The organism is Streptomyces sp. NBC_01622 (assembly GCF_045209635.1).
In the GTDB taxonomy this organism is placed as follows: domain Bacteria; phylum Actinomycetota; class Actinomycetes; order Streptomycetales; family Streptomycetaceae; genus Streptomyces.
In genome coordinates, this window is record NZ_CP109293.1 from 1,852,714 (window position 1) to 1,875,064 (window position 22,351).

The window sequence follows — 22,351 nt, forward strand, 5'->3', positions numbered from 1 at the left end:
AGTGATCATCTCTTTCGTACGACGACGAAGTCGGCGAGTGCAGTGAACTGCGCCCGAACCCGGTCGGGCATGGTGATGGCGTCCAGGACCTCGATGGCGATGGTGTGCTGACGGCGTGCCTCTTCGGCGGTCCACTCGCGGCCGCCGGCCTCCTCGATGAGCGCGGCGCGGGCCGCGAACTCCTCCTCGGAGAAGTTCTCGAAGTCGCTGCTCTTGGCGTCGGCGGCGAGGATCTCGCCGAGCCGCTCGGAGGCAGGTCCGCCCGCCGCGAGCGCCGCCACCACGGGCAGGGACTTCTTGCGCTGGCGCAGATCGCTCCAGGTCTGCTTCCCGGTGGACTCCGGGTCGCCCCAGATGCCGAGGAGGTCGTCGACGGCCTGGAAGGCCAGGCCGAGGTGGTGGCCGTACTTCTCCAGGACGTCGGCGGTGCGGTCGTCCGCACCGCCGAGCACGGCCCCGATGGAGGAGGCGCAGGCGAGCAGGGCGCCGGTCTTGTTGCCCTCCATCTCCAGGCACTCCTCGACGCTGACGCGGTCGCGGTGCTCGTAGGAGATGTCCTGCGCCTGGCCGTCGATGAGGGCGCGGGTCGCGGTGGTGAGGCGGCGGGTGGCACGGCCGGCCTCGACGGTGCCGAGTTCCAGCAGGACCTCGTTGGCGAGCGCGAACAGGGCGTCGCCGACCAGGATGGCCTGCGCGGGGCCGTGCACCTTCCACACGGTGTCGCGGTGCCGGCGCTGTTCGTCGCCGTCCATCAGGTCGTCGTGCAGCAGCGAGAAGTTGTGGACCAGCTCGACGGCGACGGCACCCGGGATGCCGACCTCGGGCGCGGCACCGGTGACCTCGGCGGAGAGCACGGCGAGCGCGGGGCGTACGGCCTTGCCGCCGTCGCCTGCGGCCGGGTTGCCCTCGGCGTCGATCCAGCCGAAGTGGTAGGCGGAGACGGTGTCCATGGGCGGTGCCAGGCGGTCCACGGCGGCCCGCAGTACCGGTGCGGCAAGGGTCCGGCCGCGCTCCAGGAGCGCGGACACGTCCACCGCGGTCCTCGCAGCGGCCGTCTCGGCCGGGGGCACAGTGGGCACAGTCTCTCCTCTTGTCGCGGTACCGGGGGTGCGGGGGCCTGCCGTATGCCGATCGAGCATCAGGCCGCCTCCTCGAACTCGAAGAGTTGTCGGGGGCGGGGCCGGCCCAGGGCAGCGAGCGCGGCGTCCGCGGCACTCACACCACTGCGGACCGCACTTTCCATGGTCGCGGGCCACCCTGTGGCGGTCCACGCTCCGGCCAGGTACAGGCCGGGGGCCTTGGTGCGGGCGCCGGGCCGCAGCCGTCCGACGCCGGGGGCGGGAGCGAACGTCGCCGTGCGCTCCCTGGTCACGAAGAAGTCCCTCACCTCGGCGCCGCGCGCACCGGGCAGCAGCCGCTCCAGCTCGGGAAGGTAGCGCTCGCGCAGTACGGCGACGGTCTCGTCGATCTCGTCGTGCGCGGCGGACTGGGACAGCGCCAGGTACTGGCCGTCCTTCAGCCCGGACGCCCCGGTCCGGTCGAACACCCACTGCACGGGGCTGCCCAGCGCCGCGAAGAAGGGCCGGGCGAGCACCTTGCGGTCGTAGACGACGTGGACGTTGAGGATCGGCGCGGTGTCGATGGCGAGCAGCTGCTCAGGGGCGTCGAGGGCACCGCCGGGCAGCAGATCGTGGGCCTCGCGCTGCGGTACGGCGAGGACGACGGCGTCGGCCCCGATGCTCTCGCCGGGAACCTGAACGCTCCAACGCCCGTTCTCCTCAGTGGAGATGGAGGTGACGCGTGTACGGACTTCGGTGCGCACGCCCGCGGAGTCGAGCGCCTTGCGGGCCAGCCGGTCGTGCAGTTCGCCCAGCGGCACGTGGGCCCAGCCGATGTCGGCCGCGCCCGGGTCGGAGAGCAGACCGGTCTTGAACACCATCGCGGCCAGCGCCAGCGAGGAATCGCCGGCCACCGCGTTGAGGGTGGCGACCCCCACCAGGTCCCACAGTGCCTCGACGGCGCGCGCGGACTGACCGTGCGCGGCCAGCCAGCTGCCGAAGTCCTGTGTGTCCAGGGCCGGATCGTTGAGGTCGAGCCCCTTGAGCGCGAGAGCGGCACGGCCTACTTTGACGCGCTCGGCGAGCGAGAGATGCGGGTAGGTGGCGAGGCTGCGCCCGAGATGCAGAGGTACGGGCAACGCGTCGCGCCGGAGTCTGCCGAGTCTGCGTCCCTCGGGGCGGTTCGCGTCGAGTACGGGCACGTCGAGACGATCCTGCAGCGGAGACAGCGCCGCGCCCTCGATACGGTCGAGGAACCAGCGGTAGGCGGTGCAGCAGCGCAGATACACGTGCTGTCCGTTGTCGACGGTGAGGTCGCCGCGCTGGAAGGAGAAGGCGAGCCCGCCCAGGCGCGGGCGGCCTTCGAGCAGGGTGACGCGGACTCCGGCGTCGGCGAGCGCGAGCGCGGTGGTGATGCCGGCCAGTCCGCCGCCGACCACGACGGCATGCCGTCCGGCCCCTCCCGTCGATGGATCCGAGGGCAGCCCGTCGCCGCCCTGCGTCCCGTCGCTCATCGTGCACTCCCCCCTGTGCGCCCACCGTGGTGCGCGAACCCTCCATGGCAGGTCGTCGCAGTCAGGGACGCCACCGCGCACCGGAGGGTTGCGTGCCGCATTTCTCCGGTGACATCACCTTGGCCCACTTTGTCCATCAGGTGCGCCTCCTGAGGGTCCTGCGCGTGACGTGGCGGGTGTCCAGTCCGGACAGGCCGCGCACGGCGACGTAGGCCTTCTCGCGGCCGGGCAGTGAGACCCGGCCGCGCAGCACGGCCTCCGGCTCGCGCTCGATGCGGTCCAGGAGGCGGCGGTAGATGCCCGCCATCGCGGCGACACAGGCGCCGCTGCGGCGGTCGAGCATGGGGAGCAGCCGGTAGCCCTCGGCAAAAAGAGTGCGGGCCCGCCGCACCTCGAAGTGCACGAGACCCGCGAAGTCGGAGCCGTCCGGCGGGGTCGGCCCGTTGAACCCGGCCGAGCAGCCGAATTTCGCGAGGTCGTCGGCGGGCAGATAGGTACGGCCGCCCTCGGCGTCCTCGCGGACGTCTCTCAGGATGTTGGTGAGCTGGAGCGCGAGCCCCAGCGTGTCGGCGTACTCCGAGGCGCGTTCGGAGCCGCGCGCCCCCGCCTCCGTGCCGAACACGCCGAGCGAAAGCCGCCCGATGGCGCCCGCGACACACCGGCAGTAGACCTTCAGGTCGTCCCAGGTCTCGTAGGTCTCGCCCTGGACGTCCATCAGGACGCCGTCGATCAGCTCGTCCAGGCCGCCGAGCGGGATCGGGAAGGCCTCGGCCGCGTGCGCGAGGGCGACCGCGACCGGGTCGGTGTCGTCCTCCTCGACCTTGCCCTCGCGGACCCGGGTCAGCAGCGCCCGGGTGTCCTCCAGCCGCGCCGACTTCACCTCGGTCGCCAGCGTGCCGTCGCCGATGTCGTCGACACGCCGTGAGAACGCGTACAGCGCCGACATGGCGCGGCGCTTGGGCGTGGGCAACAGTCTGATGCCGTACGCGAAATTGCGCGCCTGTTGTCCGGTGACGGCCTCGCAGTAGCTGTAGGCGGCGAGTACCGGCGCGGACATGTGCGGTGCAGACTCCACGGTCCGGATCACCCCTCTCCTCGCAGAGTCACGCCCACCTCACGCAGCAACTGGATCTTGCCGGGTTTGGGCGGGCCGGGAAGTACGTCGTACTCGGCGGCGACGATCGCTCGGATCGCCGCCCGTCCCCCCGCCACGAACCCCGCGAGCAGCAGCTTCAGTCTGCCGTGGACGCTACCCACCAGGGGGGCGCCTTCATTCAGGAGATCCCGGGCGCGTTCTGCTTCGTATGCAACCAGTGCGCGCACCGATGCGCCCGCGGAGGGCGTGGCGAGATCCGCTTCCTGGACGTGAAAGCGCTTCATGTCCTGGGCGGGCAGGTAGATGCGGTCGCGGCCGAGGTCCTCGGTCACGTCCTGAAGGTGTTCGACGATCTGCAGTGCGGTGCAGATCGCGTCGGAGAGCCGGACCCGCTCGGGGGTCTCGGTGCCGGTGACGCCGAGGACGAGGCGGCCGACCGGGTTTGCGGAGAGTTCACAGTAGGCAAGGAGATCGTCGTAGGTCTCGTAGCGCGTGACGAGCTGGTCCTGGCGGTTCGCCGCGATCAGGCCGAGGAAGGGCTCCGGGGTGAGCGCGCACCGGCGGACGGTCGGCTGGAGGCGGCGCAGCAGGGGGTGGCCCGGGGTGCCGTCGAAGACGCGGTGCAGATCGGCCTCGAAGGCGTCCAGGAGGGCGAGGCGGTCCTCCGCGTCCTCGGGCGACACGCCGAGCAGCCTGGCGTCGGCGCCACCGGGGGCGAGGTCGCCGTCGCCGATGTCGTCGACGAGGCGGGCGAATCCGTAGACCGCCATGAGGTCGGTGCGCCACGCCCTGGGCAGGAAGAAAGGCGCCACGGGGAAGTTCTCGCCCGCGGCCTTGTCGAGTGTGCCGCGCTCCGGATCACCGGTGGCGGCGGTGCCGCTTCGCGTCACCGCTCGCTGCCAGAGGCGGGGACGGCACGTGCTTCGGCGAGCTGGGGAGTTTCCGTAGCCATTGCCGTCACATCTCCCGTTCTACACTGCCGACCCAATACAGACTATTTCGGACACGCCGCCCAGTCGTCGGCACGGTGACCCTCATTTGGGTGTCGCGCATTATCGCCCCACTTGCCGCTATTCGGCACCGGTACAGCTTACGTTGTACAACGCGGCGAGCTTCCTCGGGGTGTCCTGCACATCACAACAACACACCGATTGGTGTCAAGATTCCTTGGGCCGGGCCGAGTTGACGTTTCCTTTGCAGACGCGGGGCCCCGCCGGAGCAGTTCCGGCGGGGCCCTGGGAAGCGTTCCGGGCTTTTGTGCCCATATGCGAGTGGACTACTTGCCGGTGAACTTCTCGTACTCCTTGAGGACCTCTTCGGTCGGCCCGTCCATCCGCAGTTCGCCGCGTTCCAGCCACAGCACCCGGTCGCAGGTGTCGCGGATCGACTTGTTGTTGTGGCTGACCAGGAACACCGTGCCCGCGGACTTGCGCAGTTCACGGATGCGCTGCTCGGAGCGGACCTGGAACTTGCGGTCGCCGGTGGCCAGCGCCTCGTCGATCATCAGGACGTCGTGGTCCTTGGCGGCGGCGATGGAGAAGCGCAGCCGGGCCGCCATTCCGGAGGAATAGGTGCGCATGGGAAGGGTGATGAAGTCGCCCTTCTCGTTGATCCCGGAGAAGTCGACGATCTCCTGGTAGCGCTCCCTGACCTGTTCGCGGCTCATGCCCATGGCGAGTCCGCCCAGGATGACGTTCCGCTCGCCGGTGAGGTCGTTCATCAGGGCCGCGTTCACGCCCAGCAGCGAGGGCTGGCCGTTGGTGTAGACCCGGCCGCTCTCGGCCGGGAGCAGGCCGGCGATGGCGCGCAGCAGGGTCGACTTGCCGGAGCCGTTGGAGCCGATCAGGCCGACGGCCTCGCCCCGGTAGGCCACGAAGGAGACGCCCTTGACGGCGTGCACCTTGCGCACCCCGCGCTCCTCGCCTCGCTTGACTATGCGGCTGAGGGCTGCGGTGGCGCTGCCCTTGCCGGTCTTGGCGCCGTGCACGCGGTAGACGATGTGCAGTTCGTCCGCGACGACGGTGGGGATCAGCGACCCCGGCGCCTGGTCCACCGGGTTCTGCTCGACGCTGGGCTCAGCCACGGCCGTACCTCTCCTCCGCCTGCCAGAAGTACACGAAGCCGCCGGCGAACAGGACCACGGCCCAGAAGGTCGCGATGGCCCAGACGTGCGGCGGAAGGTTCGAGGAGCCGTAGCCGTCGATGAGCGCGAAGCGCATCAGGTCCATGTAGATGGCGGCCGGGTTCACCTGGAGCAGGCGGACGAAGACCTCGGAGCGGCCCTCCATCATCTTGCTGATGGAGAACATGACGCCGGACGTGTACATCCAGGTGCGCAGGATGAACGGCATCAGCTGGGCGAGGTCCGGGGTCTTGGCGCCCATCCGCGCCACGATCAGCGCGAGCCCGGTGTTGAAGAGGAACTGCAGCAGCAGGACGGGGAGGATCAGCAGCCACGACAGGCTCGGGTAGCTGCCGAACCCGATCACGATGAGGAACAGCACGGTCATCGAGAACAGCAGCTGCTGGAGCTGCTGGAGCGCGAAGGAGATCGGCAGCGAGGCGCGCGGGAAGTGCAGCGCGCGCACCAGGCCGAGGTTGCCGGAGATCGCGCGGACGCCCGCCATGATCGAGCTCTGCGTGAAGGTGAACACGAACACGCCGGTGACCAGGAACGGGATGTACACGTCCCGCGACATACCCCGGCTGGCCTTCAGGATGACGCCGAAGATGAAGAAGTAGACGGCCGCGTTCAGCAGCGGGGTGGCCACCTGCCAGAGCTGGCCGAGCTTCGCCTGGCTGTACTGGGCCGTCAGCTTCGCCTGGGAGAAGGCCAGGATGAAGTGACGTCGTCCCCAGAGCTGGCGGACGTAGTCGACGAGTCCGGGGCGGGCGCCGCTCACGGTCAGCCCGTATTTGGCGGCGAGCTGCGGCGCCGTGAGGCCTTCGTCGGGCGACGGGCGCGGGCTCACCGCGACTCCGCCGTCATGCGTTGTCTCACTCAAGGGTGGAAGCCTTCATGTTCGGATGCGTCTTACGATCGTCTTGTGTTCGTCTTACGGAATTGTGCTACAGGACGGGACACGTATCCGCCGCCGGACACGGTTCACGGGGCGTCCGCGCGCCGAGCGCGCGGTCACGCACCGCCGAGCCTGTCAGATCACGGGGGGTCGACCCAGTCGGGTCAGCCGCCACACCGTACGCCACTTCATGGGCCTGCGCGGTCCGCACGGAGTGGTCCAGCCCTCCTTGAAGCCGCCGAACCAGGCCTGCAGGGCCGGGCGCGAGGGGCGGCGCAGGAGGGTGAGCAGCAGCCACACCCCGAGGTAGACGGGGACCAGGGGTGCGGGGAGGTTCCGGCGGGCCAGCCAGACCCGGTTGCGGGCGACCATGCGGTGGTAGACCGCGTGCCGCGAGGGCGCCGTGGTCGGGTGGTACAGCACCATGTCGGACCGGTAGTCGATCATCCAGCCGGCGTCCAGGGCCCGCCAGGCGAGGTCCGTCTCCTCGTGGGCGTAGAAGAACTCGTCCGGGAGTCCGCCGACGTCGGCGAAGACCTTCGTGCGGACGGCGTTGGCGCCGCCGAGGAAGGTGGTGACCCGGGAGGAGCGCATCGGGTCGGAGGCGCGCAGCCGGGGGACGTGGCGGCGCTGGGTGACGCCGGTGCCCGGGTCGGCTATGCGGAAACTGATGATGCCGAGCCGGGGGTCGGCGGCGAAAGCCTGGCGGCACAGCTCGGCGGTGTCGTGCTGGGCGAGGAGCCCGTCGTCGTCGAGGAACATCACTATGTCGACATCTCGACCGCACGGCCCGAAGGCCTCCAGGCCGAGGTTGCGCCCGCCGGGAATGCCGAGGTTCTCGGGCAGCTCTATGGTCCGGACACCGTCCGGTACGTCCGGGACGGGCGAGCCGTTGCCGACCACGACCGCCTCGACCCGGTCGCCGTCCTGCTTGGCGACCGAGTCGAGCAGGGCACGGAGTTCGTCGGGCCGGTTGCCCATGGTGATGATCACCGCGCCGACCTTCATGCCGCTCACTTCAGCCTGCTCGACGCGAGGATCGACACCAGGTGCAGCAGGGTCTGGAGCAGCGCGATGCCGGCGAGTACGGCGACGCCGAGCCGCGAGTAGAAGAGGTCGCCGCGGACCTGGTCCACGATCGCGAGGACCAGGATCAGCAGGGACGCCTCGATGCCGAGGATCAGCCGGTGGAACTTGAAGGCTGCGGCGGCCCGGCGGGCCAGCGCCATCCCGGAGGACCTCATCTCGGCCGCGGACTCCTGCACCGGTGCCTTGCCGGTCTGGTGGCGAGCGACGCCGACCAGGTCGGTCTCGGCCTTGATCAGGATCGCGCCGAGCGCGGCCAGCGTCCCGAGGAAGGCCCACAGCCAGTCGATACGGCCGCTGCCCCACAGGTCGGCGGCGCGCAGCCCGAAGCCGACGAGCACGGCGGCGTCGGTGAGGTAGGCGCCGACCCGGTCGAGGTAGACGCCTGCAAGGGAGTACTGCTTGCGCCAGCGGGCGATCTCGCCGTCGACGCAGTCCAGCAGCAGATACATCTGGACGCACACCACGCCCAGCACGGCGCCCGTGATCCCCGGCACCAGCAGCGCCGGGGCGGCGAGGACGCCGAAGACGGTCATCAGGTACGTGAGCTGGTTGGGCGAGACCCTGGTGTTCACCAGGTAGCGGTCCACCCGCAGGGACACCTCACGCATGTAGAGGCGTCCCATCCAGTGCTCACCGCTGCGCCGGTCCTTCACCCCTGCGGGGTGGACGACGGGACGGAGTTCAGCTACCGATGGCCTTGACATAGTCGGCGTAGATGTCCTTGATCTGGTCGGTTTTCAGGTCGAGGTGTTCGAGGATCGTGTAGCGGCCGGGGCGGGTCTCCGGAGCGAACTCCACGGCGCGGACGAACTCGTCCACCGTGAAGCCGATCTCCTCCGGCAGCACCGGCAGTCCGTGCCGGCGCAGCACCTCGGCCATGTACGCCGATTCCTCGTGGGCTCCGCGCAGGTACATCGCGAAGGCCGCGCCCAGTCCGCACTGCTCGCCGTGGGCGGCGGCGCGTTTGGGGAAGAGCAGGTCGAAGGCGTGGTTGATCTCGTGGCAGGAGCCGGAGGCGGGACGTGAGTCGCCCGAGATCGACATCGCGACGCCGGTGAGGACCAGTGCCTCGGCGAGCACCTGGAGAAAGGCGCCGTCCCCGATGCCGCCGGGGTGTCGGAGCACCGCCTCGCCGGCCTGACGGGCCATGGCGGCGGCGAGGCCGTCGATCTTCTCGCCGTTGACGCGGTTGGACAGTTCCCAGTCCGCGATCGAGTTGATGTTGGAGATCGCGTCGCCGATGCCCGCCCGCACGAAGCGCGCTGGTGCCTCACGGACGACGTCCAGGTCGATGACGACGCCGATCGGGTTCGGCACACCGTAGGAGCCGCGGCCCGCGTCGTTGTCGAGGGTGGCGACCGGTGAGCACAGGCCGTCGTGCGCGAGGTTCGTCGGTACGGCGACCAGCGGCAGGCCGATGCGCGCCGCGGCGAACTTGGCGCAGTCGATGATCTTGCCGCCGCCGAGGCCCACGACCGCGTCGTAGTGACCGGCCTTCATGTCGCCGGCCAGCCGGATCGCGTCGTCGAGGGTGCCGCCGCCGACCTCGTACCAGGTGGCGCCGGGCAGGCTCGGTTCGATGCGTTCGCGCAGCCTGGCGCCGGAGCCGCCGCTGACCGCGACGGCGAGTCGGCCGGAGTGCGAGATGCGCTGGTCGGCGAGGACACAGGCCAGGTCGTCGAGGGCACCCGGGCGGATGTCGACGACGACGGGCGAGGGAATCAGCCGGGTCAGTACAGGCACGCGATCTCCCGCCCCTTGGCCAGATCGGCGTGGTTGTCGATCTCGACCCACTTGACGTCGCCGATCGGGGCCACGTCGATCCGGAAGCCGCGGTTGACGAGTTCCTGGTAGCCGTGCTCGTAGAACTGCTGCGGGTCGGTCTCCCACACGGTCTTGAGCGCGTCGGCCAGTTCGGGGGTGGCGTCGCCCTCGATGAGGGTGACGCCGATGTACTCGCCGGTGGCCTCGGCGGGGTCCATCAGCTTGGTGATCTTCGTCATGCCCTTGGCGGGATCGACGACGACCTTCATCTCCTCGTCCGCGAGGGACTTGACGGTGTCGAGGGCGAGGATGATCCGCTTGCCCTCGCCGCGCGCCGCGAGCAGCGTCTTCTCCACGGACACCGGGTGGACGGTGTCGCCGTTGGCGAGGATCACGCCGTCCTTGAGGGCGTCACGACCGCACCACAGGGAGTAGGCGTTGTTCCACTCCTCGGCCTTGTCGTTGTCGATGAGGGTGAGCTTGAGGCCGTACTTCGCCTCAAGGGCAGCCTTGCGCTCGTACACGGCTTCCTTGCGGTAGCCGACGATGATCGCGACCTCGGTCAGACCGATCTCGGCGAAGTTGCCGAGCGTCAGGTCCAGAACCGTGGGTTCGCCCTCTATGCCCGCGGGCCCCACCGGCACCAGCGCCTTGGGAAGGCTGTCGGTGTAGGGGCGCAGACGCCGTCCGGCGCCGGCCGCCAGCACGAGGCCGATCATGCGGGTTCTCCTTCATCGTGTACGGCGGGCGCCCCTGCGGACACCCAGAAGCGGATGCTCTCGAAGAGCACCAGCAGGGCCACGGCCACGGCGAGGACCGTGAGCGCGACCGTGAACTGCGACGCGGTGAGCACGGCGGCGAGAACGGTGACGAGCAGCGTCCGCCCTTCGTGCCCCCCTATGGCCCGCACCAGCCAGGCCGGGGACGCCCCGGCGTTGCCGCGAATGCGGTACACCGTGTCGTAGTGATGGTAGGCGACTGCCGCCACCAGGCCGAAAGCCGCAGGAAGCGCTCCGTTTACCTCCGCTTCAGCCGCAAGGATGAGGACGGTGCAGTATTCGGCCGCCCGGAAGAGCGGGGGGACCAGCCAGTCGAGGGAGCCCTTGAGGGGGCGGGCGACGGCGAGCGGGGACTGGAGCACGTAGAAGACGGCACCCAGGACCGGCACCCAGCTTCCGTATCCGCCGAACCAGGCCGCCAGGAGGACGACCGCCGTGCCGACCAGCGCGGTGTAGGCCGGTGCCCGCAGGGACACCCGGCGCGCGATGCGCGTCAGCCCCTGAGCCAGCGGCCCGCTGTCCGCCAGGTCCGCCAGCGCCTGCGCCGCCCGGTCCGTCCGCCGTGCCTTCCGGGTCAGCGAGCGCAGCACCCGGCCCGCCGTCGTGTACGTCGCCGCGAAGGCGCAGCCGACGAGGAGGACGTAGAAGGTGATCCGGGGGGTCGTCACGGCCGTGAGGACGGCGATCATCGCCCATCGTTCGCCGATGGGCAGGACTATCATCCGGCGCACCCAGACCGTCCAGCCGACGCTGTCGAGCTTGTCGGAGAGGGCGGCGGTGGGGCTGGTGTTGGCGGTGGCGTCGTGGTTGGCCTCGTTGAAGGAGAAGTCCACGACGTGCCGGCAGGTCTGCAGGATCATCGCGCCGAGCGCGAGCGCCCATACGTCGTCGCCGCCGCGGGCCGCTCCCAGCGCGAGGCCCGCGTAGTAGGCGTACTCCTTGGCGCGGTCGAAGGTGGCGTCGAGCCAGGCGCCGAGGGTGGAGTACTGCAGGGAGTAGCGGGCGAGCTGGCCGTCGGTGCAGTCCAGGACGAAGGACGCGATGAGCAGGACGCCGGCCGCGACGAACCCGGCGCGGGTGCCGGTGGCCGCGCAGCCCGCCGCGATGAGCGCGGTGAGGAGGGACGCGGTGGTGACCTGGTTCGGGGTGAGGCCGCGGCGGGCGCACCAGCGGGCGAGGTAGCGCGAGTACGGGCTGATGAAGTGGGTGGTGAAGAAGCCGTCGCGGGACTTCACGGCCGACTTCAGGCGTACGGCCTCGTCGTCGACGGCGGCCACCGCCTGCCGTGCCTCGTTGCTGGCCTGCGGGTCCGCGGGAACCGTGGCGACGAGGCTGCCCAGCTCGGGGCGGTGCACGTCGGAGCCTTCGGCGTCGAGGACGGTGACGATGCGGTCGGCGAGGTTGTCGAGGAGGGTCGTGCCGCCGCCCGCCGAGTTCTCCCGGGCCATCGCGCGGGTCAGGGCCTGGCGGCCGGCCGGCTGCGCGGTGACGGCGCCCGGCACCGCGGCGAGCGGGAAGCGGGGGTCGGTGAGGCCGAGGCGGAGCGCGTGCAGGTGGCCCACGAAGCGGGCGTCCACGACGGCGACGCGACGGTCACCGGGAACGGCCGACAGAAGCGTCTCCGCCTCGGTGGCGTCGGCGGCGATCCGGACGTCGAAGCCGAGCGAGCGCAGGTCGTCCTCGATCGACGATCCGGGGACCGGCTGACCGGTGAGGATGGCGGTCGACAACCGAACTCACTCCCTGGTGCCGACGCGTGGGCGCCGGTCATGTGCATGGTGGTGGCGCCCCTTGGGTGGCACCCGGGCGGCATGTCGGCAGAGGCTATCGGATGCTCTCAAGCCCGTGTTCACCGGCCGTTCATGGGCTGATCAACAGGGTCTGCAGGTACCTCCGCCGAGATCATCATCAGGGATTCGGGCCCCGGCCCACAAACCGCACCTGCCAGAGCGGGCATCGCCGGACATTCCGCGGAGCCCATGACGGCGGTCCACGCGTGCGGCCGCCGTCATGGGCCGTGTTCCACCCCCTCCCGCAGGCACTCCGCGCCAACCCGACCTGGGCACGACCACGGGCGTTCCCCTGCGCACGGCACTCCCGTCACCGGTACGGCCGCCGCCGCGTACCGGGGCAGGCTGCGCGTCGCGCTGGGGATCACGCTCACCGTGATGGCGGTCGAGGTGGTCGGCGGGCTGCTCGCGGACTCCCTCGCGCTCATCGCGGACGCGGCCCACATGGCGACGGACGCACTCGGGCTCGGCATGGCGCTGCTCGCGATCCACTTCGCCGACCGCCCGGCGGCCGACAACCGCACCTTCGGCTACGCCCGCGCGGAGATCCTCGCCGCGCTCGCCAACTGTCTGCTGCTGCTCGGCGTCGGCGGATACGTCCTGTACGAGGCGGTCCAGCGGTTCGTCGTGCCCGCCGACACCAAGGGCGGGCCGACCGTCGTGTTCGGTCTGATCGGCCTGGTCGCGAACATGATCTCCCTCACGCTGCTGGTGCGCGGCCAGAAGGAGAGCCTCAATGTGCGCGGCGCGTTCCTGGAGGTGGCCGCCGACTCGCTGGGCTCCCTCGCGGTGATCGTCTCGGCCGTGGTGATCCTGACCACGGGATGGCAGGGCGGCCGACCCGATCGCCTCGCTCGTCATCGGCCTGATGATCGTGCCGCGCACGCTGAAGCTGCTGCGCGAGACCCTCGACGCACTGCTGGAGTCGGCGCCCAAGGACGTCGACATGCGGGAGGTGCGCGCCCATATCCTGGCCCTGGACGGTGTCGAGGACACCCACGATCTGCACGCCTGGACGATCACCTCAGGCATGCCGGTGCTCTCCGCGCACGTGGTCGTCGGCTCGGAGGTGCTGAACGCCATCGGCAACGAGAAGGTGCTCCACGAACTCCAGGGCTGCCTCGGCGACCACTTCGACGTGGAGCACTGCACCTTCCAGCTGGAGCCCGGCGGGTACGCGGAGCACGAGGCGAGGCTCTGTCATTGACGGCTGACAGAAGCCGACGGAATCGGAGGGAAATCGACCAGGCCGGACGGAACGCAACCGTCCGACGCACACCCGTGTCCACACTCCCGTGACCCCACCCCCGGACGGTTCCCACGTCGCCGCGCCGGGCACGATGAACTGCCGGGAGTGCCGGATTCGTACGGCAGACTTGGCTTTGAAGACCGATGTGAAGGATGGGTATGCCGATCACACCTGCCACCACGACGCACAGCTCGTCGAACGGCACCGCTGAAGCGATCCTGCTCGAACTGGTCGACGAGAACGGCGTGACGATCGGCACCGCGGAGAAGCTCTCCGCCCACCAGCCACCGGGGCGGCTGCACCGCGCCTTCTCCGTCTTCCTCTTCGACGAGCAGGGTCGGCTGCTGCTCCAGCAGCGGGCGCTCGGCAAGTACCACTCCCCCGGTGTCTGGTCCAACACCTGCTGCGGTCACCCCTACCCGGGCGAGGCGCCCTTCGCGGCGGCGGCCCGGCGGACCTACGAGGAGCTCGGGGTGTCGCCGTCGCTGCTCGCCGAGGCGGGCACGGTGCGCTACAACCACCCGGACCCGGTCTCGGGCCTGGTGGAGCAGGAGTACAACCACCTCTTCGTCGGCATGCTGCAGTCCCCGCTGCGGCCGGACCCGGAGGAGGTGGGCACGACCGCGTTCGTGAGCCCCGCCGAGCTGGCGGAGCGGCACGCGAAGGACACCTTCTCGTCCTGGTTCATGACGGTGCTGGACGCGGCCCGTCCGGCGGTCCGCGAGCTGACGGGCCCGTCCGCGGGCTGGTGACCGCCCGGCCTACGGCACCCGCGCGGCGGTGAGCGGCAGCGCGGCCCAGATCACCTTGCCGCCGCTCGCCGTGTGCTCGACGTCGCAGACACCGCCCGCCTCCCGGGTCACCTCGCGCACCAGCAGCAGTCCCCGGCCACCGGTCTCGTCGTGGTCGGCCACCAGGGCGGTCGGGCGGTAGGGGTGGTTGTCCTCGACGGACACCCGCACCCACTCGGCGCCCACGGCGACCTCCACCGCGAGTATCGGCGACAGCAGCGCCGCGTGCTTGACCCCGTTGGTGACCAGCTCGGAGACGATCAGCAACAGCCCCTGCAGCAGGTCTTCCGTCAGGGGCACGCCCTGACGGAAGAGCAGGTCCCGTACAGCGTGTCGCGCCTGCGGGACGGAGGCGTCGACGGCGGAGGCGGTGAACCGCCAGACTCCCTCGTACGGCAGCGGACCCGGCGGGGCGGGGGCCGGGGGATCGTCCCCGACGCCGCCTTCTGGGCGGGGGTCTGACCCACGCCCATCGTTCTCCATCGTCCGGTCGCCACCCTTGCGCTCGATTGTCACCACCCGACGAGTGTTGGCAACGACCCGCTCCACCCCCTACGACTGAACAGAAGTCAGCAGTTTTCGGGTGTATTACGACCACTTCCGCCCGGCACGGTCGCGTGTCGGACCGCTCGTGTTCCGATCATGCCAACTTCGCGAACTCTTCCGGTTGTACGTAGCATCCGGCGCATGGAGCCCCGACTGCTGCACGATGTCACCGACTCGGTCGCCACCGTCGTCGTCCACCATCCCGGCAAGCGCAACGCGATGACGGCCGCCATGTGGCGCGCGCTGCCGCCGCTGCTCGACACCCTGGCCGCCGATCCGGCCGTACGGGCACTGGTGCTGACCGGTGAGGGCGGGACGTTCTGCGCCGGGGCCGACATCTCCACGCTGCGGGAGTCGGCGGGTGAGGCGCAGGGGCTAGCGGTGCTCGCGGAGGAGGCGCTCGCGGCGTTCCCGAAGCCGACACTGGCCGCGATCCGGGGTCACTGTGTGGGCGGCGGCGCGCAGTTGGCGGCGGCCTGCGATCTTCGGTTCGCGGAGCAGGGGGCGCTGTTCGGGGTGACTCCGGCGAAGCTCGGGATCGTGTATCCGGCGTCCTCCACCCGGCGGTTGGTGTCGCTGGTGGGGCCGGGGGCCGCCAAGTACCTGCTGTTCTCGGGTGAGTTGGTCGACGCGGAGCGGGCGCTGCGCACCGGGTTTCTCGACGAGCTGCTGCCCGAGGGCGAACTCGCCAAGCGGCTCGCGGAGTTCACCCGGGTGCTGGCCGCCCGCTCGCGGCTGACGCAGGCCGCGGCGAAGGAGTTCGCCAACGGGCGTACGGACAGGGACGGTCACTGGGCCGAGCAGGCACGCGGCAGCGACGACACCGCGGAGGGCGTCGCCGCGTTCCTGGAACGCCGCGAGCCGCGGTTCACCTGGACTACTTGAGGAGGAAGCGGCTCTTGGCCCGGATCTTCTCGACGAGGTGCGCAGGCGCCTTCTCCGGGGAGCCCGCGTCGTAAGGCGGCTGCGGGTCGTACTCGATCGCCAGCTGTACGGCCTGGGCGTGTTCGTCGCCGGCGATCCGGCCGAGCAGAGTCAGGCCCATGTCGATGCCGGAGGAGACACCGGCCGCGGTGACGTACTTGCCGTCGGTCACCACGCGTTCCCCCGTGGGCTCGACGCCGAACCGCTCCAACTGCTCCAGGGCCAGCCAGTGCGAGGTCGCGCGCCGGCCGTCCAGGAGCCCCGCGGCGGCCAGCAGCAGGGAGCCGGTGCACACCGAGGTCGTCCAGGTGCTGGTCGCGTCGGCAGTGCGCAGCCAGTCCAGGAGGGTCTCGTTCTCCATCTGCGGGGTCTGGCCGGGGCCGCCCGGGACGACCACGATGTCAGGGCTCGGCACCTCGGCCAGAGTCCTGTCGGCGACGAGCGCCAGATTCCCGCTCTCGTTGCGGACAGGGCCTGTCTCCTCGGCGACGAAGACGGTCTCCGCGTCGGGGAGACGGCCGAGGGTTTCGTAGGGGCCGACGGCGTCGAGAGCGGTGAAGCGGTCGAAGAGGACGATGGCGATTTGCATCGGGGGCCTTTCGAGACGGTCAGTGGGCGGGTGTGGCCGGGCGGAAGCGGCGCCGGTATTCCGCCGGGGCCGTGCCCAGGGATTTGAGGAAGGCGCGGCGCATGGCCTCCGGGGTGCCGTAGCCGCTGGCGCGGGAGATCTCCTCGATGCCGTCGGCGGCGTCCTCCAGGAGGCGTCGGGCGTGTTCGAGGCGGACGCGGTCGACGTAGCGGCCGGGGGTCATGCCGGTCTCGGCCCGGAAGGCGCGGGCGAAGTGGCGGGGCGAGAGGCGGGCGCGGGCGGCCAGGGACTCAACGCCCAGTTCGTCGCCTGGGTGCTCGGAGATCCACTGCTGGACCTCGCGGAGGGGTTCCCGGCAGGCCGTCTGGGCGGCGAGCTGGGCACTGAACTGGGCCTGGTTCCCGGGCCGACGAAGGAAGACGACCAGGTGGCGGGCGATGGTCAGTGCCGCGTCCCGGCCGAGGTCCTCCTCGACCAGCGCGAGTGCGAGATCGATGCCCGAGGTGACGCCGGCCGAGGTGGAGACAGGTCCGTCGCGGACATAGATGGGGTCGGGTTCGACCGTCACGGCGGGATGGTCACGGGCGAGCTCCGCACAGTACGCCCAGTGCGTGGTGGCCCGCCGGCCGTCCAGCAGGCCCGCCTGGGCGAGCACGATCGCTCCGGTGCACACGGACACCAGGCGCTCGGCGCGCGGCCCGTGCTCGCGCAGCCAGTCGGTCAGCCGCGGGTCCGGACCCCGAGCGCCCGGGCCGCCGGGGACGAGAAGGGTGTGCGGGGCGGGCGCGTCGGCGAGGGTCGAGTCCGGTACGACGGTCAGGCCGCTGGAGGTGCGTACCGGGCCGCCGTCCAGGGAGGCCGTACGGATGCGGTAGGTCCCCGGTGCCAGCTTCTCGGCGCCCGTGAAGACCTCCAGCGGGCCGGTGACGTCGAGGCTCTGCACATCGTCGAAGAGGACCACCAGAACGGTTCGCATAGCGCCGATTCTTCGCGCTCCGCGTGGTGGCCGCAATGACGAGTACCCCACCTTTCCTGCCATCCGATGCCCGCCGCTGGAGCGCGTACCGACCAGTCGGTAACGTGACCGTCATGACTACTGCCGCCGTCGACCCCCGTGCCGGGCGCCGCTGCCACAACGCGCTCAACTCCCTGCACGCCACGCTCTACTTCTCGCCCGACCTGGGGAGGGAACTGGCGGAGCTCGGAGTCACGGACTCCAGGGCCGTCAACTTCGCCGCACGGGCGGCGGCGCTGGGACGGGTCGGGCCCGGCGTGGTGGCGGCGACCTTCTACAACTACAAGTACGAACTCGTGGCCCGGCATGTCCCCGCCGTGTGGGAGACCGTCTCCCCGGAGCAGGCCCTTCAGGCACGCGCGCGTGCCGTCGACGCGACCCTGCGCCGTCTGCTGGACGACGTCGTCGTCGAGTCGGCGGAGATGGCGGAGGCCGCGCGGCTGGCGCTGCAGGCCACCGAGGCGTGCACGCGCGCCGCGCGTCCCCTGTACGCCGCGCATGCCGATCTGCCGGTCCCCGAGGAGCCGCACCTCGCGTACTTCCACGCCGCCACCCTGCTGCGCGAGCACCGCGGCGACGGTCACCTGGCCGTCCTGATGTCCGCCGAACTCGACGGCCTGGAGGCCGTGGTGTCCCACACCGCGACCGGCAAGGGCATGACCCCGAAGTGGGTGTTCGGCACGCGCGGCTGGAGCCAGGAGGAGTGGGACGCCGCCGCGGGACGGCTGCGGGAGCGCGGACTGCTCGACGGGGACGGCGAGTTGACCGAGGCGGGCGTCGCACTGCGCGCCGGGATCGAGACGGAGACCGACCGGCTGGACCGGGCACCGTACGAGCACCTGGGCGCCGAAGGGGTCGTACGGCTGACCGAGCTGGCGACCGGGTTCGCCCGGCGCGCACTCGCCGCCGGGGCGTTCCCGGGGAATCTGCTCGGCAAGAGCTAGCCGGCGAACTGCCGCGGGACGTCACAGCGGCGGTGCAGGTGCTCCCGCCGAGCGGCGCGAGGGACGGCTCACGAGCTGCGGTACTTGTCCACCATGGCCAGGAACACCTGAAGATTCGGGACGCTCTTGGCCATGGCGCGGGCCCAGAAGGCCGATTCGCCGGGCTTCGTCACCGCGACGGCGCCGCCGCCGAGCTTGACCTGCCCCACCTGGGTCCAGGGCAGCACCTGCTTGCGGTGCGCGACACCGGCGGTGGAGAGGTCGAACTCTCCGAAGTCCAGGACTTCGCCTGCCAGGAACGCCTGCTGCGCGGTGGCGCCCTGGGCCAGCAGTACCGCTCTCTGCATGGCCGGGGCCCAAGTGCGGGGCTTTTCGTAGAAGTTGGTGACCGTCACGCTCGCCCCCGGGCTCGTCGCCACGCAGGTGTACAGGATCGGCCCCGGTATGCCGTTGATGATCTTCTGCACCTGCTCCTCGTAGAGCCTGATCCGGTCCCACCGCACGGCCACCGTGCCGGCACCCGTCTCCTGGTCGGCGATCATGCCGTGCTCGAACAGGTGCAGCCGCTTGGCCGCCTGTCGGGGGTTGAAGTCCGGGGTGCGGCGGAGCGCTGTGTAGTAGAAGATCACGGCCGGCACCACGAAAAGGCAGAACAGCATCGCGAGCGTCAGGTAGAACGACGACTTCACGAACCACCCGAACCGCTGGGGTTTGAAGGTGGCGAGCAGCGTACCCAGTTCGTGTTGTGCCGCCAGTTCGGCGACGGCAGGGGACGGGGGTGCCAAGGGGACTGTCGCGGGCATGAGCCTCAACTTCGCTGGGAATGGTGTCAGTTGGCTGTTGCCTGCTCATACCAGGCGATACCCGCAGCCTCTCCTATCTCTGCTCCCACCGTCCAGAAGATCACCGAAAATCGGCTCCGGGACGGCGCCCTGATCCCCGAGTGTCGGTGCCACCTGCCACAATTGCCGCGCAACCTCAGTGGAGAAGGCGGTACGGGCGTGACGACACCCCTCGTAGGGTCCATCGAAGGCAGGATCGCCGAGGAGCTCGGCGTACGGGAGCGGCAGGTGAAGGCCGCCGTCGAGCTGCTCGACGGCGGTTCGACGGTGCCCTTCATCGCCCGCTACCGCAAGGAAGCGACCGAGATGCTCGACGACGCGCAGCTGCGCACGCTCGAGGAGCGGCTGCGGTATCTGCGGGAGCTGGAGGAGCGGCGGACCGCGATCCTCGAATCGGTGCGCGAGCAGGGCAAGCTGACCGAGGAGCTGGAGGCGCAGATCCGGGGCGCCGAGACCAAGGCGCGCCTCGAGGACATCTACCTGCCCTTCAAGCCCAAGCGGCGCACCAAGGCGCAGATCGCGCGCGAGGCGGGGCTCGAGCCGCTCGCGGAGGGCCTGTTGGGCGACCCGTCCGTGGAGCCGCTGGCCGCTGCCGCCGCGTTCGTCGACGCCGACAAGGGTGTCGCCGATCCGCAGGCCGCTCTGGACGGCGCGCGGGCGATCCTCACCGAGCGGTTCTCGGAGGACGCCGACCTGATCGGCGAGCTGCGCGAGCGGATGTGGGTGCGCGGACGGCTCGCGGCGAAGGTGCGGGAGGGCAAGGAGGAGGCGGGCGCCAAGTTCGCCGACTACTTCGACTTCTCGGAGCCGTTCACCGCACTGCCCTCGCACCGCATCCTCGCGATGCTGCGCGGCGAGAAGGAGGACGTCCTCGATCTCGTACTGGAGCCCGAGGAAGCCACCGAGGGGCCTTCCTCCTACGAGGGGATGGTCGCCCACCGGTTCCAGATCCTCGACCGGGGCCGTCCCGGCGACAAGTGGCTTCAGGACACCGTCCGTTGGGCCTGGCGCACCCGCATCCTGGTGCACGTCGGCATCGACCTCAGACTGCGGCTGCGTACGGCGGCCGAGGACGAGGCGGTCAACGTGTTCGCCTCGAACCTGCGCGACCTGCTGCTCGCCGCTCCGGCCGGCACCCGCGCGACACTGGGCCTGGACCCCGGTTTCCGTACGGGCGTGAAGGTGGCCGTCGTCGACGCGACCGGCAAGGTCGTCGCCACGGACGTCATCTACCCGCACGTCCCGGCCAACAAGTGGGACGAGGCGCTCGCCAAGCTGGCCCGCCTCTCCGCACAGCACTCGGTCGACCTGATCGCGATCGGCAACGGCACGGCGTCCCGCGAGACCGACAAGCTCGCCGGTGAACTCATCACCAGGCACCCGGAGTTGAAGCTCACCAAGGTGATGGTGTCCGAGGCCGGCGCGTCCGTGTACTCGGCGTCCGCGTTCGCCTCGCAGGAACTGCCCGACATGGACGTGTCGCTGCGCGGCGCCGTCTCCATCGCGCGCCGACTCCAGGACCCCCTCGCGGAGTTGGTGAAGATCGACCCCAAGTCGATCGGTGTCGGCCAGTACCAGCACGACCTCTCCGAGGTGAAGCTGTCGCGTTCGCTGGACGCCGTGGTCGAGGACTGTGTGAACGGCGTCGGCGTGGACGTCAACACGGCCTCCGCGCCGCTCCTTTCGCGCGTGTCCGGCATCACCTCCGGCCTCGCCGAGAACATCGTGTCGCACCGCGACACCAACGGCCCCTTCACCTCGCGCACCCAGCTGAAGAACGTCGCCCGGCTCGGCCCGAAGGCCTACGAGCAGTGCGCGGGCTTCCTGCGCATCCGTGGTGGCGACGACCCGCTCGACGCGTCCAGCGTGCACCCCGAGGCGTATCCGGTCGTACGGCGGATGGTGAAGACGGCGGGCAGCGAGGTGGCGTCGCTGATCGGCAACACGGGGGTGCTGCGTTCGCTGAAGCCGACGGAGTTCGTGGACGAGAAGTTCGGTCTGCCGACGGTGACCGACATCCTGAAAGAGCTGGAGAAGCCGGGGCGCGACCCGCGGCCCGCGTTCAAGACGGCCACGTTCAAGGACGGCGTGGAGAAGATCTCCGACCTGGCGCCCGGGATGGTCCTGGAGGGGGTCGTCACGAACGTGGCCGCGTTCGGGGCGTTCATCGATGTCGGTGTCCACCAGGACGGGCTGGCACACGTCTCCGCGCTGTCGAAGACGTTCGTCAAGGACCCGCGGGACGTGGTGAAGCCGGGGGACATCGTCAAGGTGAAGGTGCTTGATGTCGACATTCCGCGGAAGCGGATCTCGTTGACTCTGCGGCTGGACGACTCGGCGGAGGCGCAGGCCTCCGGCGGGGAGCGGCGACCGCAGGGTGGGGGCGGCGAGCGTCGGCAGCGGGGCGGGCGTCCGCCTCAGCAGCGCCAGCAGCAGGGCGGCGGTTCTGGTTCGCGCCAGGCGGCTCCGCCGCCGGCCAACAGTGCGATGGCCGATGCTCTGCGCAAGGCCGGGCTGCTGGACCCGGGGAAGAAGGGCAAGCGCTGACGGCTGCGCCGGGCAGGTCGTGGGGAAACTGCGGGTCCGTTGTGGCTGGTCGCGCAGTTCCCCGCGCCCCTGAGGGGTGGGTGCTCAGCGGGGAAAACAGGTGGACGTGGATCATGTTTCCGACAGACTGGGCGCATGATCGCCCCCGACTTCAAAGCGGACCTCCGCGTCATCCTTCAGGACAGCCGTGACACGCTCCTCTGGAAGCTCGATGGGCTCTCGGAGTACGACATCCGGCGGCCCATGACGCCGACCGGCACCAATCTGCTGGGGCTGGTCAAGCATCTGGCCGGGGCCGAGGCGTTCTATTTCGGGACGGTCTTCGGACGGCCGGGTGACGCGCCGGAGTCGTGGATCGCGGGTGACGCCGAGCCCAACGCGGATCTGTGGGCGAGGCCCGATGAGACGCGTGAGCAGATCGTCGGGGACTACCGGCGGATATGTGCGCACTCGGACGCGACGATCGAGGAACTGCCCCTGGACGCGGTCGGCCGCATACCCGGTGAGCGCGGGAGCGAAATCACCCTGCACCGCACGCTCGCCCACATGATCTACGAGACGTCCCGGCACGCAGGCCACGCCGACGTCGTACGGGAACTCGTCGACGGAGCGGTGGGCCAGCGGGCCGGGGGCGACAACATGGCTCCCGGCGACGCGAGTTGGTGGGCCGAGCACCGGGAAAGGGTGGAGCGCGCCGCAAAAGAGGCCGAAGGTCAGCGCCCTGAAGGGGCGCGGGGCTGTGTCTGATGGCGGCTCCGCCGCGGGGCGCGACCAGCCCCCACCGCCCCGCAGTG

At 70.5% G+C, this 22,351-nt stretch carries 21 protein-coding genes and 1 pseudogene; 6 read left to right on the forward strand and 16 right to left on the reverse strand.

Going from position 1 to position 22,351, the window contains the following annotated elements:
* Positions 1–5: 5 nt before the first annotated feature.
* The 12 genes from OH768_RS08570 to OH768_RS08625 all read right to left on the reverse strand — a co-directional run bounded on the left by OH768_RS08570 (position 6) and on the right by OH768_RS08625 (position 12,050).
* Positions 6–1,139 (reverse strand): polyprenyl synthetase family protein, encoded by a 1,134-nt coding sequence (locus tag OH768_RS08570; protein ID WP_406451663.1) that lies wholly within the window; start codon positions 1,137–1,139, stop codon positions 6–8.
* Positions 1,139–2,572 carry a hydroxysqualene dehydroxylase HpnE gene (gene hpnE / locus OH768_RS08575; RefSeq protein WP_406451665.1) on the reverse strand — a complete coding sequence of 478 codons (1,434 nt, stop codon included), beginning with the start codon at positions 2,570–2,572 and terminating at the stop codon, positions 1,139–1,141. Before hpnE ends, OH768_RS08570 begins: the two co-directional genes overlap by 1 nt.
* A complete protein-coding gene (locus OH768_RS08580) occupies positions 2,569–2,709 on the reverse strand; it encodes a DUF6380 family protein (protein WP_388104255.1) in 141 nt (46 codons plus the stop codon). The genes hpnE and OH768_RS08580 overlap by 4 nt, the downstream gene beginning before the upstream one ends.
* Positions 2,709–3,659, reverse strand: a complete 951-nt coding sequence (gene hpnD / locus OH768_RS08585; RefSeq protein WP_406451667.1) for a presqualene diphosphate synthase HpnD — start codon at positions 3,657–3,659, stop codon at positions 2,709–2,711. Before hpnD ends, OH768_RS08580 begins: the two co-directional genes overlap by 1 nt.
* Entirely contained in the window at positions 3,656–4,558 is a 903-nt protein-coding gene (hpnC, locus tag OH768_RS08590; protein WP_406451669.1) for a squalene synthase HpnC, read from the reverse strand. Before hpnC ends, hpnD begins: the two co-directional genes overlap by 4 nt.
* A gap of 386 nt (positions 4,559–4,944) precedes the next feature.
* Positions 4,945–5,751 carry an ABC transporter ATP-binding protein gene (locus OH768_RS08595; RefSeq protein ID WP_406451671.1) on the reverse strand — a complete coding sequence of 269 codons (807 nt, stop codon included), beginning with the start codon at positions 5,749–5,751 and terminating at the stop codon, positions 4,945–4,947.
* Positions 5,744–6,673, reverse strand: a complete 930-nt coding sequence (locus OH768_RS08600) for an ABC transporter permease (protein WP_400971548.1) — start codon at positions 6,671–6,673, stop codon at positions 5,744–5,746. The genes OH768_RS08595 and OH768_RS08600 overlap by 8 nt, the downstream gene beginning before the upstream one ends.
* A 150-nt stretch (positions 6,674–6,823) precedes the next feature.
* Positions 6,824–7,696: a glycosyltransferase family 2 protein gene (locus OH768_RS08605; RefSeq protein ID WP_406465192.1), complete on the reverse strand. Its 873-nt coding sequence runs from the start codon at positions 7,694–7,696 to the stop codon at positions 6,824–6,826.
* Positions 7,697–7,701: 5 nt separating this feature from the next.
* Positions 7,702–8,481, reverse strand: a complete 780-nt coding sequence (locus OH768_RS08610) for a CDP-alcohol phosphatidyltransferase family protein (RefSeq protein ID WP_078532484.1) — start codon at positions 8,479–8,481, stop codon at positions 7,702–7,704.
* Positions 8,459–9,520: an iron-containing alcohol dehydrogenase family protein gene (locus OH768_RS08615; protein WP_406451674.1), complete on the reverse strand. Its 1,062-nt coding sequence runs from the start codon at positions 9,518–9,520 to the stop codon at positions 8,459–8,461. The genes OH768_RS08610 and OH768_RS08615 overlap by 23 nt, the downstream gene beginning before the upstream one ends.
* Positions 9,508–10,260, reverse strand: a complete 753-nt coding sequence (locus OH768_RS08620; protein WP_406451676.1) for a sugar phosphate nucleotidyltransferase — start codon at positions 10,258–10,260, stop codon at positions 9,508–9,510. Before OH768_RS08620 ends, OH768_RS08615 begins: the two co-directional genes overlap by 13 nt.
* Positions 10,257–12,050 (reverse strand): DUF5941 domain-containing protein, encoded by a 1,794-nt coding sequence (locus tag OH768_RS08625; protein WP_406451678.1) that lies wholly within the window; start codon positions 12,048–12,050, stop codon positions 10,257–10,259. Before OH768_RS08625 ends, OH768_RS08620 begins: the two co-directional genes overlap by 4 nt.
* 438 nt (positions 12,051–12,488) lie before the next feature.
* Here OH768_RS08625 and OH768_RS08630 point away from each other — a divergent pair.
* Both OH768_RS08630 and idi read left to right on the forward strand, forming a co-directional pair.
* Positions 12,489–13,317 (forward strand): annotated as a pseudogene (locus tag OH768_RS08630) (cation diffusion facilitator family transporter).
* A 200-nt stretch (positions 13,318–13,517) separates the two neighbouring features.
* On the forward strand, positions 13,518–14,111 hold the full coding sequence (gene idi / locus OH768_RS08635) for an isopentenyl-diphosphate Delta-isomerase (protein ID WP_406451680.1): 594 nt from the start codon (positions 13,518–13,520) through the stop codon (positions 14,109–14,111).
* Positions 14,112–14,120: 9 nt separating this feature from the next.
* On the opposite strand, the gene OH768_RS08640 is transcribed toward idi, so the two are convergent.
* A complete protein-coding gene (locus OH768_RS08640; RefSeq protein WP_406465194.1) occupies positions 14,121–14,633 on the reverse strand; it encodes an ATP-binding protein in 513 nt (170 codons plus the stop codon).
* A gap of 204 nt (positions 14,634–14,837) precedes the next feature.
* Here OH768_RS08640 and OH768_RS08645 point away from each other — a divergent pair, with 204 nt between their 5' ends.
* Positions 14,838–15,581, forward strand: coding sequence for an enoyl-CoA hydratase/isomerase family protein (locus OH768_RS08645; protein ID WP_406451682.1), 744 nt, complete (start codon positions 14,838–14,840; stop codon positions 15,579–15,581).
* Here the strand turns inward: OH768_RS08645 and OH768_RS08650 are convergent.
* Complete coding sequence (locus OH768_RS08650; protein ID WP_406451684.1) at positions 15,574–16,209, reverse strand: DJ-1/PfpI family protein; 636 nt, start codon at positions 16,207–16,209, stop codon at positions 15,574–15,576. The genes OH768_RS08645 and OH768_RS08650 overlap by 8 nt on opposite strands.
* 19 nt (positions 16,210–16,228) lie before the next feature.
* The gene (locus OH768_RS08655) at positions 16,229–17,185 is read right to left on the reverse strand and encodes a GlxA family transcriptional regulator (RefSeq protein WP_406451686.1); all 957 of its coding nucleotides are present in this window, start codon (positions 17,183–17,185) and stop codon (positions 16,229–16,231) included.
* Positions 17,186–17,298: 113 nt separating this feature from the next.
* On the opposite strand from OH768_RS08655, the gene OH768_RS08660 reads away from it, so the two are divergent.
* Entirely contained in the window at positions 17,299–18,168 is an 870-nt protein-coding gene (locus tag OH768_RS08660) for an SCO6745 family protein (protein WP_406451688.1), read from the forward strand.
* 68 nt (positions 18,169–18,236) lie between these two features.
* On the opposite strand, the gene OH768_RS08665 is transcribed toward OH768_RS08660, so the two are convergent.
* Complete coding sequence (locus tag OH768_RS08665; RefSeq protein ID WP_406451690.1) at positions 18,237–18,971, reverse strand: DUF6585 family protein; 735 nt, start codon at positions 18,969–18,971, stop codon at positions 18,237–18,239.
* A 198-nt stretch (positions 18,972–19,169) separates the two neighbouring features.
* Here OH768_RS08665 and OH768_RS08670 point away from each other — a divergent pair, with 198 nt between their 5' ends.
* Together OH768_RS08670 and OH768_RS08675 are read left to right on the forward strand one after the other, a co-directional pair.
* Positions 19,170–21,557, forward strand: coding sequence for a Tex family protein (locus tag OH768_RS08670; RefSeq protein WP_406451692.1), 2,388 nt, complete (start codon positions 19,170–19,172; stop codon positions 21,555–21,557).
* 135 nt (positions 21,558–21,692) lie between these two features.
* A complete protein-coding gene (locus OH768_RS08675) occupies positions 21,693–22,304 on the forward strand; it encodes a DinB family protein (RefSeq protein ID WP_406451693.1) in 612 nt (203 codons plus the stop codon).
* The last annotated feature ends 47 nt before the right edge of the window (positions 22,305–22,351 follow it).